Annotated in this window: 12 protein-coding genes; 7 read left to right on the top strand and 5 right to left on the bottom strand. The window is 65.6% G+C overall.

Annotated features, from left to right (window positions below; genetic code table 11):
* The first annotated feature begins 120 nt into the window (after positions 1-120).
* The 5 genes from QH168_RS25485 (at position 121) to tgt (ending at position 6,275) form a co-directional block, all read left to right on the top strand.
* Positions 121-714: a TetR/AcrR family transcriptional regulator gene (locus tag QH168_RS25485; RefSeq protein WP_280468372.1), complete on the top strand. Its 594-nt coding sequence runs from the start codon at positions 121-123 to the stop codon at positions 712-714.
* Between the two features lie 40 nt (positions 715-754).
* A complete protein-coding gene (locus QH168_RS25480) occupies positions 755-1,252 on the top strand; it encodes an RrF2 family transcriptional regulator (RefSeq protein WP_280468371.1) in 498 nt (165 codons plus the stop codon).
* Between the two features lie 94 nt (positions 1,253-1,346).
* Entirely contained in the window at positions 1,347-3,080 is a 1,734-nt protein-coding gene (locus tag QH168_RS25475) for an ABC transporter ATP-binding protein (RefSeq protein ID WP_280468369.1), read from the top strand.
* On the top strand, positions 3,077-4,987 hold the full coding sequence (locus tag QH168_RS25470) for an ABC transporter ATP-binding protein (protein ID WP_280468368.1): 1,911 nt from the start codon (positions 3,077-3,079) through the stop codon (positions 4,985-4,987). The genes QH168_RS25475 and QH168_RS25470 overlap by 4 nt, the downstream gene beginning before the upstream one ends.
* A 34-nt stretch (positions 4,988-5,021) precedes the next feature.
* Positions 5,022-6,275: a tRNA guanosine(34) transglycosylase Tgt gene (tgt, locus tag QH168_RS25465; RefSeq protein ID WP_280468366.1), complete on the top strand. Its 1,254-nt coding sequence runs from the start codon at positions 5,022-5,024 to the stop codon at positions 6,273-6,275.
* Between the two features lie 127 nt (positions 6,276-6,402).
* On the opposite strand, the gene QH168_RS25460 is transcribed toward tgt, so the two are convergent.
* Positions 6,403-7,185, bottom strand: coding sequence for a queuosine precursor transporter (locus QH168_RS25460; protein ID WP_280468364.1), 783 nt, complete (start codon positions 7,183-7,185; stop codon positions 6,403-6,405).
* A gap of 28 nt (positions 7,186-7,213) precedes the next feature.
* Between QH168_RS25460 and QH168_RS25455 the strand changes: the two genes are divergently transcribed.
* Positions 7,214-7,804: a DUF4190 domain-containing protein gene (locus tag QH168_RS25455; RefSeq protein WP_280468363.1), complete on the top strand. Its 591-nt coding sequence runs from the start codon at positions 7,214-7,216 to the stop codon at positions 7,802-7,804.
* 95 nt (positions 7,805-7,899) lie between these two features.
* On the opposite strand, the gene QH168_RS25450 is transcribed toward QH168_RS25455, so the two are convergent.
* Genes QH168_RS25450 through QH168_RS25440 form a run of 3 tightly spaced genes read right to left on the bottom strand, consistent with a single transcriptional unit; the run spans position 7,900 to position 10,148 of the window.
* Positions 7,900-8,616, bottom strand: coding sequence for an RDD family protein (locus tag QH168_RS25450; protein WP_280468362.1), 717 nt, complete (start codon positions 8,614-8,616; stop codon positions 7,900-7,902).
* A gap of 40 nt (positions 8,617-8,656) precedes the next feature.
* Complete coding sequence (gene gluQRS, locus QH168_RS25445) at positions 8,657-9,580, bottom strand: tRNA glutamyl-Q(34) synthetase GluQRS (RefSeq protein WP_280468360.1); 924 nt, start codon at positions 9,578-9,580, stop codon at positions 8,657-8,659.
* Positions 9,581-9,605: 25 nt separating this feature from the next.
* Positions 9,606-10,148 carry a DUF309 domain-containing protein gene (locus QH168_RS25440; protein ID WP_280468358.1) on the bottom strand — a complete coding sequence of 181 codons (543 nt, stop codon included), beginning with the start codon at positions 10,146-10,148 and terminating at the stop codon, positions 9,606-9,608.
* A 439-nt stretch (positions 10,149-10,587) separates the two neighbouring features.
* Between QH168_RS25440 and QH168_RS25435 the strand changes: the two genes are divergently transcribed.
* Positions 10,588-10,800, top strand: coding sequence for a DUF397 domain-containing protein (locus QH168_RS25435; RefSeq protein WP_280468356.1), 213 nt, complete (start codon positions 10,588-10,590; stop codon positions 10,798-10,800).
* A 144-nt stretch (positions 10,801-10,944) separates the two neighbouring features.
* Here the strand turns inward: QH168_RS25435 and qcrB are convergent.
* Positions 10,945-12,244: cytochrome bc1 complex cytochrome b subunit (gene qcrB / locus QH168_RS25430; RefSeq protein WP_280468355.1), on the bottom strand; the 1,300-nt coding region annotated here is incomplete at its 5' end.

Here is a 12,244-nt window from a genome sequence, read left to right as displayed (position 1 = left end):
CCAATTGACGCGCTCTGCCTACCGTGCGGTAGGTAGACTACCGTAGGAATCAACCGGAGGGGCAACCTCAATTTTTCGGGCACCCGGAGCCGGGCAGGACAGTGATGAGAGGATCATCCCATGACCATCCGTGAGTCATCGGACACCATTGTCGCAGGTGGAGGCACTAAACAGGCCATTCGAGACGCCGCGGTCACGCTGTTCACCAATAAAGGCTTCGAACAGACGAGCCTGCGTGAAGTCGCGGATGCGGTGGGAATCACAAAGGCCTCCCTCTACTATCACTACGCTTCGAAACTCGATCTGCTGCTGGCGATCATCGACCCGGTGATCGATCACATGCGGTCGGTGGTCGAGGACATCGACGCCGTCCCGCACGATGCGGAGGGCATCCGGGCGGTGCTGCGGGCCTACGTCCGCGGCATGGTCCGCCACCGCGACGCGGGCGCGATGTGCATGCGCGACACCATCGCCATCGTCAACGCCATGGCCGACCGTTACCCCGATGTGGCCGACAGCACCAGGGAACTGCGTCATTGGCTCGCCGGTCCCGATCCGACCGATGAGGCCTTGCTGCGGGCCAGTGCCGCCCTGGAGATCCTCGGCGTGGCGCTGCTGTCCACCGAACTGGTGCCCGGCGCATCGGAATCGCTGGTGGAATCGACCCTGCTCGACGCCGCGACATGTGTGCTGACCGCCGGGGCCACCGCGTAGATTCGTCCGCGTCACCTCGGATACGTCAGGAGCCGGACAGTTGCACATCACCGCGAAGGTCGACCACGCGGTGCGAACGTTGCTCGAGATCGCCGACGCGGGAGGAAGCGGTGCGGCGGTGAAAGCCGAGACGATCGCGTCGGCGCAGCGGATCGCCCCGAAAGTGCTGGAGAGCGTGCTCGCCGAACTGCGCCGCGCGGGCCTGGTGACGAGCAGGCGCGGTCCGGACGGCGGCTACCGGCTGGCCAGACCGGCCGCCGCCATCTCCATCGCCGACGTCATCCGCGGGATCGAGGGTCCGCTGGCCTCGGTGCGCGGTGAGCGTCCCGAGGACATCCGCTATGCGGGCACGGCCGAACCGTTGCAGCGGGTGTGGATCGCGTTGCGGGTCAATATCCGTGCCGTCCTCGAGGACGTCTCGATCGCCGATATCGCCGAGAACCGGTTGCCCGGATTCATCGATACGCTGACGGCCGACCCCGGTGCGTGGGCCCGCCGTGAGCCACGCGACGACCAGGAACTGCTCGGCCGCGCCTGATCCGGCACTGTTTCCGGACACTTCGGACACTCGACCAGCTGGCACTGGAATGTCCTCGTCACGTCCGATGAATTGCCGGTAGCCTCCAGTCATCATGCTGATCTCACTGCTACGCACCTATTTGGCTCCGTATCGAGCGCAGCTCGCGGGAGTGGTCGCGTTGCAGCTGATCTCGGTCATCGCGATGCTCTATCTGCCGAGCCTGAACGCCGACCTCATCGATGAGGGTGTCACCAAGGGCGATATCGGGTTCATCTGGCGCACCGGATTGTGGATGCTCGTGGTGACCGGTGTGCAGATCGTCAGCTCGGCCGCCTCGGTCTATCTGGCCGCGCAGGCCGCCATGGGCGGTGGCCGCGATATCCGCGGTGCGCTGCTGCATCGGGTCGGCACGTTCTCCGCGCGCGAGGTCGGCACCTTCGGCGCGCCGTCGCTGATCACGCGCAACACCAACGATGTGCAGCAGGTGCAGCTGCTGATCGTGATGGCCGCGACCATCTTGGTGATGGCGCCGATCATGTGCGTCGGCGGCATCGTCATGGCGCTGCGTGAGGACCTGAAACTGTCCTGGGTGCTGCTGATCGCGGTGCCGGCGCTCGGACTGAGTATGGCGCTGATCATCGCCAGGATGGTGCCGGGGTTCCGGGCGATGCAGGCCAGGATCGACGAGGTCAACCGGGTGCTGCGGGAGCAGATCACCGGTATCCGGGTGGTGCGGGCGTTCGTGCGGGAACGGCAGGAGGCCTGGCGGTTCGGGGTGGCCAACAACGAACTCACCGAAACCTCGCTGCGGGTCGGGCGGTTGATGGCGTTGATGTTCCCGACCGTCATGCTCATCAGCAATCTCACCGGTGTGGCCGTGATCTGGTTCGGCGGCCATCTGGTCGATTCGGGCGAGATGCAGATCGGTTCGCTCACCGCGATGCTCGCCTACATCATGCAGATCCTGATGGCCGTCATGATGGCCTCGTTCCTGGCCATGATGGCCCCGCGCGCCGCGGTTTCCGCCGACCGCATCGGCGAAGTGCTCGGGACCAGTTCGTCGGTGCATCCGCCCGCGATACCGCAGCCGTTTCGCGGTGATCCGGCCGAGGTCGACGTCCAGTTCGCCGAATTCAGCTATCCGGGTGCGGAGAAGCCGGTGCTGCACGCGATCCGGTTCCGGGTCGAACCCGGCCGGACCACCGCCATTGTCGGTGCCACCGGTTCCGGTAAGACCACGCTGCTCAACCTGATCCCGCGACTGATCGACGTCACCGACGGCGCGGTCTACGTGGGCGGCACCGATGTCCGCCATCTCGACCTCGCGCAACTGCGCGCGCAGATCGGGCTGGTGCCACAGAAGGCGTACCTGTTCTCCGGCACCATCGCCAGCAACCTGCGCTACGGCAATCCCGACGCCTCCGATGAGCAACTGTGGCGCTGTCTGGAGATCGCGCAGGCCGCCGACTTCGTCCGCGAGATGCCCGAGGGCCTGGAAACCCCGGTCGCGCAGGGCGGTACCACGGTTTCCGGTGGTCAGCGTCAGCGTTTGGCCATCGCCCGCGCGCTGGTGCGCACACCGCGCGTCTACCTGTTCGACGATTCGTTCTCCGCCCTCGACGTGGCCACCGACGCCCGCCTGCGCGAGGCGCTGCGCCCGGAGACCCGCGACGCCTCGGTGATCATCGTGGCCCAGCGCATCGCGACCATCCGCGACGCCGACCAGATCGTGGTGCTCGAAGACGGCGCCATGGCGGGCATCGGCACGCATGAGCAACTGCTGCGCGACTGCCCGGAATACCAGGAGATCGTCGAATCGCAGCTGAGCGTGGAGGAGGCCCGATGAGGCCGGGGGCGGTTCCGGGCGGACCGGACAGCAAGGCGAAATCGTTCGGTCCCTCGCTGAAACGGCTGCTGCGCAGGCTCGCACCCGAGCGGACCAATGTCATCGCGATCGTCACCTTGGTGATCGTGTCGGTGGTGCTCAATACCCTCGGCCCCTACATTCTCGGCCAGGCCACCAACCTCGTCTTCGACGGCGTGGTCGGTAAGCAGCTGCCCTCGGGAATCAGCAAGGACGAAGCCATCGCGGGCCTGCGCGCCGAAGGCGAGAACACCCTGGCCGACATGCTGTCGGGCATGGATGTGGTGCCCGGCGTCGGCGTCGATTTCGACGCGGTCGGCCGGGTACTGATGCTGGTGCTCGTGCTGTATCTGGGCGCGGCGATATTCAGCTGGTTGCAGGGATATCTGCTCAACAACGTCATCAACCGGACGGTGAAGCGGCTGCGCGGCGATGTCGAGGACAAGATCCACCGGCTGCCGCTGAGCTATTTCGACTCCGCCCCGCGCGGTGATGTGCTCAGCCGGGTCACCAATGACGTCGACAATGTGTCGCAGACCTTGCAGCAGACCATGAGTCAGCTGCTGAACTCGGTGTTCTCGGTGCTCGGCATTCTGGTGATGATGTTCTGGATCTCGCCGCTGCTCGCGCTGATCGCCCTGCTCACGGTGCCCGTCGCCATCGTGGTCACCGCCCAGATCGCCAAACGGTCCAAACCGCATTTCGTGGACCAGTGGAAATACACCGGACTGGTGAACGCCCAGGTGGAGGAGGCCTACACCGGCCACGAGATCGTCACCGCGTTCGGGCGCAGCGACGAGGTGGCCAAGGAGTTCGACAAGCGCAACGATCAGCTGTTCCAGTCCAGCTTCAAGGCCCAGTTCATCTCCGGCCTGATCATGCCCGCCATCATGTTCCTCGGAAACGTGAACTATGTGCTCGTCGCACTGGTCGGCGGCCTGCGGGTGGCCACTGGGCAGCTCTCGCTCGGCGAGGTGCAGGCGTTCATCCAGTACTCCAGGCAGTTCAGTCAGCCGCTGACCCAGATCGGTGCGATGGCCAATCTGTTGCAGTCAGGGGTCGCCTCGGCGGAACGGATCTTCGAGATACTCGACGCCGAGGAACAGAGCCCGGACCCGGTGATGGAGGACGTGCGCCCGGTGGATCGCGGCCGGGTGGAATTCGAGTCGGTGTCGTTCCGGTACGAACCGGACAGGCCGATCATCGAGCGTTTGTCGCTGGTGGCCGAGCCCGGCCATGTGGTGGCCATCGTCGGCCCGACCGGCGCGGGCAAGACCACACTGGTGAACCTGCTCATGCGGTTCTACGAACTCGACGCGGGCGCCATCACCATCGATGGCGTCGACATCACCGAGATCACCCGCGACCACCTGCGTTCCCGGATCGGCATGGTGTTGCAGGACACCTGGTTGTTCAAGGGCACCATCAGGGACAACATCGCCTACGGCAACCCGAACGCGAGCGAGACCGATATCCTCGCCGCCGCCCGCGCCGCCTATGTGGACCGATTCGTGCACGCGCTGCCCGACGGCTACGACACCGTCATCGACGAGGAGGGCACCGGAGTCAGCGCCGGTGAGAAACAGCTCATCACCATCGCGCGGGCCTTCCTGGCCAAGCCGTCGATCCTGATCCTGGACGAGGCCACCAGTTCCGTCGACACCCGCACCGAACTGCTGGTGCAGCATGCGACGTCGGCGCTGCGGCGCGACCGCACCAGCTTCGTCATCGCGCACCGGCTGTCCACCATCCGCGACGCCGATGTGATCGTGGTGATGGAGCAGGGCCAGATCGTCGAGCTCGGCAACCACGAGCGGCTGCTGGAGAACCGCGGCGCCTACTACCGGCTCTACAGCGCGCAGTTCGCGGCGGCGGCCGCGGAGGCGTAGTGCGATCGATGGACCGGCGGCGTCTCCTGCGAAGATGAGCCTCGTGTCTGACCGCGATGCTTTCTCCTTCACCGTCGGTACCCGCCTCGACGGGCAGTACGGGCGGACCGGGGTGATCAGCACACCGCACGGCGATATCGCCACGCCCGCGTTCATCCCGGTGGGCACCAAGGCCACGGTGAAGGCCGTGCTGCCGGAGACGATGAGCGAGATCGGCGCGCAGGCGCTGCTCGCCAACGCCTACCACCTGTATCTGCAACCCGGCTCCGATATCGTCGACGAGGCCGGTGGGCTGGGCCGGTTCATGAACTGGCCGGGGCCGACCTTCACCGACAGCGGCGGCTTCCAGGTCATGTCGCTGGGTGTCGGGTTCAAGAAGGTGCTGGCCATGGAGGCCGTCGATGTGCGCAGCGATGACGTCATCGCCAAGGGCAAAGAACGCCTCGCCACCGTCGATGACGACGGCGTCACCTTCCGATCCCATCTCGACGGCTCCCGGCACCGCTTCACTCCCGAGGTGTCGATGGGTATCCAACATCAGCTCGGCGCCGACATCATGTTCGCCTTCGACGAGCTGACGACCCTGCTCAATACCCGCGGCTACCAGGAGAAATCGCTACAGCGCACCCATGAGTGGGCCCAGCGCTGTATCGATGAACACGAACGGCTCACCCACGCGCGCACCCATCGCCCGTACCAGGCGCTGTTCGCGGTGATCCAGGGCGCGCAGTACGAGGACCTGCGCCGCAAGGCCTGCCGCGAACTCGAGGCCATCCGCGGCCAGGACGGCACCGAGTTCGACGGTTACGGCATCGGCGGCGCGCTGGAGAAGCACAATCTCGGCGCCATCGTCGGCTGGTGCAGCGCCGAACTGCCCGAGCACAAGCCGCGCCATATGCTCGGCATCAGCGAACCGGAAGACGTGTTCGCGGCGGTCGCCAACGGCGCCGACACCTTCGACTGTGTGAACCCCTCACGGGTGGCCCGCAACGCCGCCATCTACGTGGACGCGGGCCGTTTCAATATCAACACCAGCCGTTTCCGCCGCGATTTCACCCCGATCGACGAGACCTGCGACTGCTACACCTGCGCCAACTACACCCGCGCCTACCTGCATCACCTGTTCAAGGCCAAGGAGATGCTGGCCGCCACACTGTGCACGATCCATAACGAGCGCTTCACCATCCGGTTGGTCGACCGCATCCGCGAGAGCATCGACGGCGGATACTTCGAGGAGTTCCGGACCGAAACTCTCGGGCGCTGGAAGGGGCGGGTCTCCGCGCCCTGACGCCTGCCTCGACGCGGCCCCGGCCCGAATTCCGTTGGGAAGCAGTGTGTTCGCTGCCGATACTCGGCACCGACCGGAACGGAGGCTGTGAGTGCCTCCACTTCGGCCGCCGCGGCGTGCGGACGTATCAGGAGTGCAGCGGGTCGAAATCCTTCGGCGCATAGCTCGGTTCATGCTTTTTGAGCAGTGCGATCACCCGATAGGTGATCGGCATGACCAGAATCTCGACCAGCGTCTTCCACAGGAAGCCGATGATCACGTAGTTGGCGAACTGCTGCCAGCTGTCGATGCCGATGGCGGTGGCGGCGATCGAGCAGAAGATGAGGGTGTCGGCGAGTTCGCCGACCACGGTGGAGCCGATCAACCGCGCCCACAGGTACTTTTCCCTGGTCCGTTCCTTGATCAGCACCAGCGTCGCCGAGTTCAGCAGCTGGCCCACGAAGTATCCGGCGAGCCCGGCCGCCACCAGTTGCGGCGTCGTGCCCAGGACGGTGCGGAAGGCTTCCTGGTTCCCGTAGAACACCGCGGGCGGCAGCTGGATCGCGACTGCGAAACACGCCACCATCAGCAGCAGCGCGGCGAAGCCGTAGTAGATGGCGCGGCGGGTGGCGCGGAAGCCGTAGACCTCGCTCAGCACGTCGCCGAGGATGTAGGCCAGCGGGAAGAGGAAGAACGCGCCGTCGGTGGTGATGGGCAGCACCTCCAGCGGGCCCCAGGTCACCGAATGGTCGGTGAAGAACTGCACGCCCTTGGTGGCGCAGACGTTGGAAATGATCAGCGTGGCCGTGAACAGTGCCACGATGGGGGTGTAGTAGCCCCGCGCGACCTGGGCGAATGCCGCATGGTCGGACGCGGGGCGCCCAGACTCCCCGTGCTCTGCGGGTTTGGTCGAATCACTCACCCGCCTCATCCAACCAGGTTTGCCATATGGTGTAGCCATGACCAATCCCGGCGATTCCGACGAGTGGTGGAAGCAGTACGGCGGCCAAGGTGTGTCGTCGGAATCAGCTGGCGCCGGTTCGGTCCCGCAGTACCCCGCAGCCGAACAGCCCGGATACCCGTCGGGCCAGCAATATCCTGCCGCGCCGCAGCCGGGTGTGCCAGGGCAACCGCAGTATCCGGCCGGTTCGCAACCGCAGTATCCGGCGGCTTCTCAGCCGCAGTACCCGGCATACCAGCAGCCCGCGGCTGATCCGTACGCCCAGCAGGGGTATCCGCAGCAGCCGGGGTACGGGTATCCGTATCAGGCGGGATATCAGCCCTACGGCATGCCACCGGTTGGCACCAACGGTATGGCGATCGGGTCGCTCATCACCTCCTGCATCGGACTGCTGTGCTGTGGTCTGCTGGTGCCCGGCCTGGTCGGGTTGGTGCTGGGTCTTGTCGCCCTCAATCAGATCAAGCAGACCGGACAGGAAGGCCGCGGCCTGGCGATCGCCGGTATCTCGGTCGGCGCCGTCGGCCTGGTGATCGGCATCCTGTACTGGATTCTCAATATCGTGGGTGCCGTCAGCGGCTGGGGCGCCTAGACCCCGGACCGCACATGACAACGAAGGGGCGCACCGGTTTCGGTGCGCCCCTCGTCGTCTCGGTGTGATGCCGTCGATGACGGCACCACCCTTGCTCAGCCCTTGACGACCTGTGTGCCGCCGGCGAACTTGTCGTGCCAACCCTGCTTGTTCGGGTCCTGCTCGATGGTGATCGCCATGTAGATGGCGAGACCGAGGCCGATGAGCTGGCCGATGCACGGAATGATGCTCACGGCCAGGTAGGTGTTGCGCTTCAGCGACACCTCCGGGCTGATCTTGGGTGCGCCGCCCGGTGCGATCACGCGCAGGCCGAGCACCTTCTTACCGAGCGTGGTGCCCATGTTCATCTCGAGCAGCACGAAGTAGGCGAGTCCGAGGGCCATGTAGACCATCAGGCCGACGAAGTAGCCCGCTGTGCCGCCGATCAGGCTCCATACGAGCATGAAAATGATGGTGCCGGGGATGCCGACGATGATGCCGTCGATGAAGCGCGCACCGAACCTGGTCAGTAGATCACCGGGCTGCCCGCCGAATCCCGGCTGCTGCCCGTACTGGCCGTACCCCTGCTGGGGCTGCGCGTACGGGTCCTGCTGACCGTACTGCGGCTGCTGACCGTACTGGGCTTGCTGACCATACGGGTCCTGCTGGGGCTGCTGACCGTACTGCTGCTGGGGCTGCTGCCCGTATGGCTGCTGCGGCTGCTGATCGTATTTCGGCTGCTCCCCGTACTGGGGCTGCTGCCCGAACTGCGGTTGCCCGTACGGCTGCCCGCCCTGCGGATACTGGTTGGGGTCGTACCCACCGCTTGTCATATGAAATCCTCGTCCGTCGAAAGATCGGTCGCTGGGTACGTTACGGACAACGATCATGTTGCAACAACCCGTCCGGGGCGAGCGTCCACGGCTCACGGGGCAGGTCGGCGGGGTCGAATCCGGCCAGCAGATCGGCCGCGGTGTGGCCGGAGTAGCCGAGCGAGCGGGCCAGCGCGGCGACCACCTGCCCGGTGCTCTCCCCGAGTGCGTGCCGGTCGGCGAGGGTCACCGCGCCGTCGCGTTTGGCCAGCCGCTGCCCGGATTCGTTGAGTACCAACGGAACATGCGCGTAGCGCGGCACCTCCAGTCCGAGCAGCGTGGCGAGATAGGCCTGACGCGGGGTGGACGGCAGTAGGTCGTCGCCGCGCACCACCTGGTCGATGCCCTGTTCGGCGTCATCGACCACCACCGCGAGGTTGTAGGCCGGGATGCCGTCGCCGCGGCGCAACACGACATCGTCGACGGGGCCGCGGTAGGGACCGTGCAGTTGATCGATCACCTCGAACTCGGTCACCCCCGCCCGCAGGCGCAGTGCCGCCGGTCGGCCCGCCGCGCGTCTATCCGCGCGTTCGGCCTCGGTCAGCTCGCGGCAGGTGCCCGGATAGGCGCCCATCGGCCCGTGCGGTGCGGTCGCGGCCTGCTGGATTTCTCTTCTGGTGCAGAAGCATTCATAGGTCAGGTCCGCGGCGGTGAGCCGGTCGATGGCCGCGGTGTACCGCGGCAGCCGGTCGGATTGGCGGACCACCGGTAGATCCCAGTCCAGGCCGATCGCGGCGAGATCGGCGAGCTGGCGGGCCTCGGCGCCGGGCCGCACCCGGTCCAGATCGTCGATGCGCAGTACGAATCGGCGCCCGGAACTACGGGCGAACAGCCAGGCCAGCAGGGCTGTTCGCAGATTGCCCAGATGCAGATCACCGGAGGGGCTCGGCGCGTAGCGGCCCGCGGGAGCGAGGTCGGTCGGCATCGCGGTCATGGTAGTCGCGGTCCGGTCATCGTTGCTGTGTGGCGGCGCCGCACAGGCGAGGCTTGAGCTGGTCCTCGGTGATCGGTGTTCCCGCGTCCAGCGCCGTGAGCAAGGTCTGTGCGTGCGCGATCAAACCGACGGCATCGATGCCGTAAGGAATGGGATCGGCGGTTTCGCTGCGGCTCTCGATGTAATCAGGATCACTCTCGGAGTGCTCACCGAATGACGAGATCCGGTTTATCGCTCGGGTCAGTAGGGTATGCGCACCCTTCGCGTTCCCGCGCTGAATGTGGGTGAGCCCCACGGCATACTGCGCCAGCCCCTGCCACAGCATCCTTTCGGCGAACGGCCCGTTCTTCCAGGCCGCCTCCAAAACCTCATGTGCGTTGAATGCCAGACCGTCGTCCAGGAGTTGCTGGGCGTAGGAAAGAGTTTGCTGGGGTGGCAGATTCAGGTCATCCGGAATTCGTGGCACACCCTCGCTACCCGGCGGCAGCGGCCGCCCGAATCGGTCCCGTGGACGAGAGTTGAGGGCGCGACCTGTGGCGTCGCGATCGCGTTCGACCATGTCCTCCATGATCCACGCTCACCGGGCGATGCGCTCGCGCGGTGTATCCGCCCGCGCTTTTATGACCGATCACAGGCCAATCACATCCGATGAATACTTCAACCATCGAAACCGTCTCAGAAAGAAAGCTGTTCGCTGGCAATGTTTCCGCAACAACAAAACTTCGCAAGGTTGGCAAAAGTGTTGAGGTAGTGGGCAAGAGGCCGGCAAACTATGGGTGGACCTGCTAGGGTTCTCTGCGCGGGGTCGGCCCACGTGGGCGTTTTCGCCGCGCAGCCCGTGCGTTCTCGGAAATGCGAGTGCATACAGGCGCACAGGGGAAGTCGCGCGCTATCACCAGGCGCACCACGGCGTTCGTCGTTCGGTGTCGGATGCCGGTTGATCGGAGCAAGTCAGAAGTCAGAACAAAATATCGTGACGCAGCAAAGGAGTCGGTGCCGTGGAGGTTGATTTGTCGGGGGCTGTGTGGCGGAAGAGCCGACACAGTGGCCCGGACGGGAACTGCGTGGAAGTCGCGCAGCTCGTCGACGGCAACGTGGCGGTCCGGGACACCAAGGACAGCGGGAACGGACCGGTGCTGGCCTTCGCCCCCGGCGAGTGGGACGCATTCCTAACGGGTCTGTCCAGCGGTCGGTTCGGACGCCGACAGTAGCGTCGGGCCGCAGCCGGAACACACAGCATCACGGGCCCCGGGTCGATTCGGACTCGGGGCCTTCGCAGTGCTGAATCTCGCCTGACCCGCGTGGCGACGCTGCGCTACCGCCTTCGGCCCTTGACCAGGTCAGGCGGTGCCGGATCAGTGTTCGGACTCGATGTCCTGCTGGCGGCGCAGCACCGCGAGCTGGCGGTGCTCCTCTTCCTCCTCGATCGCCAGATTGCGATCGGATTCGGCCGGTGGATCGGCCCGCAGCAAACTGCCGGTGCCGGGTTTGCCCGCGAGGCCGAGCTTGTTCATCTTCTTCGGCACCGGCGCCCCCTGGTACTCCAGCGGAATCGGATGACCGTGCTCGTCGACCGGGCCGAGTGGCTGATGCACCTCGATGTACTCACCATGCGGCAGCCGCTTGATCACACCGGTCTCGATGCCGTGCTCGAGCACGGCCCGGTCGCTGCGCTGCAAGCCGAGGCAGAACCGGTAGGCGAGGAAGTAGGCGATGGGCGGGGCGAGCAGCAGACCGATACGTCCGGCCCAGGTGGTGGCGTTCAGGGAGATGTCGAACTTGTAGGCGATGATGTCGTTGACGCAGGCCAGGGTCAGCACCACGTAGAAGGTGATCGCCATGGCGCCGATCGCCGTGCGTACCGGGACGTCGCGGGGCCGTTGCAGCAGATTGTGCGAGGCTCTGTCACCGGTGAGGCGTTTCTCGATCCACGGGTAGGCGATCAGCAGCACGAACACCAGGCCCATGGTCAGCGCCACCCAGGTCACCGCCGGGACCGTATAGCGGCCCAGATACAACTCCCACGGTGGCATGAGCCTGGCCAGGCCGTCGGTCCACATCATGTAGAAGTCCGGCTGCGAACCCGCCGACACCTGCGACGGGTTGTAGGGCCCGAGATTCCAGATGGGATTGATCTGGAGCAACCCGCCCATCACACCGACGATGCCGAGGGTGAAGGCGAAGAACGCGCCCTGATCCGCCGCGAACACCGGCACGATGCGGGCGCCGACCACATTGTTCTCGCTGCGCCCCGGCCCCGGATATTGGGTGTGCTTCTGATACCAGACGATCGCGATATGGGCGGCGATCAGCGCGAGCATGATGCCGGGGAACAGCAGTACATGCGCGATGTAGAGGCGGGGGATGATGATGTCGCCGGGGAAGTCGCCGCCGAACATCAGCCAGTGCATCCAGGTGCCGATCACCGGCAGTCCGATGGTGATGCCGGAGAACGCGGCCCGCAGGCCGGTGCCGGAAAGCAGGTCGTCGGGCAGTGAGTAGCCGAAGAAGCCCTCGAACATCGCCATGATCAGCAGCAGCGAACCGATCACCCAGTTCGCCTCACGCGGCTTGCGGAACGCGCCGGTGAAGAAGATCCGCAGCAGGTGCACGATGATCGACGCCGCGAACAGCAGCGCCGCCCAGTGATGCACC

The organism is Nocardia cyriacigeorgica, assembly GCF_029868385.1.
GTDB classification, from domain to species: Bacteria; Actinomycetota; Actinomycetes; order Mycobacteriales; family Mycobacteriaceae; genus Nocardia; species Nocardia cyriacigeorgica_F.
The sequence above is the reverse complement of the archived record's forward strand: the minus strand, read 5'-3'. Positions and strand labels throughout refer to the sequence as shown.

Excerpts from the sequence above, each read along its gene's own strand:
- QH168_RS25485 (WP_280468372.1), top strand. The coding sequence starts at position 121 with ATGACCATCCGTGAGTCATCGGACACCATTGTCGCAGGTGGAGGCACT.
- QH168_RS25475 (WP_280468369.1), top strand. The coding sequence starts at position 1,347 with ATGCTGATCTCACTGCTACGCACCTATTTGGCTCCGTATCGAGCGCAG.
- QH168_RS25470 (WP_280468368.1), top strand. The coding sequence starts at position 3,077 with ATGAGGCCGGGGGCGGTTCCGGGCGGACCGGACAGCAAGGCGAAATCG.
- tgt (WP_280468366.1), top strand. The coding sequence starts at position 5,022 with ATGAGCCTCGTGTCTGACCGCGATGCTTTCTCCTTCACCGTCGGTACC.
- QH168_RS25460 (WP_280468364.1), bottom strand. The coding sequence starts at position 7,185 with ATGAGGCGGGTGAGTGATTCGACCAAACCCGCAGAGCACGGGGAGTCT.
- QH168_RS25455 (WP_280468363.1), top strand. The coding sequence starts at position 7,214 with ATGACCAATCCCGGCGATTCCGACGAGTGGTGGAAGCAGTACGGCGGC.
- QH168_RS25450 (WP_280468362.1), bottom strand. The coding sequence starts at position 8,616 with ATGACAAGCGGTGGGTACGACCCCAACCAGTATCCGCAGGGCGGGCAG.
- gluQRS (WP_280468360.1), bottom strand. The coding sequence starts at position 9,580 with ATGCCGACCGACCTCGCTCCCGCGGGCCGCTACGCGCCGAGCCCCTCC.
- QH168_RS25440 (WP_280468358.1), bottom strand. The coding sequence starts at position 10,148 with ATGGTCGAACGCGATCGCGACGCCACAGGTCGCGCCCTCAACTCTCGT.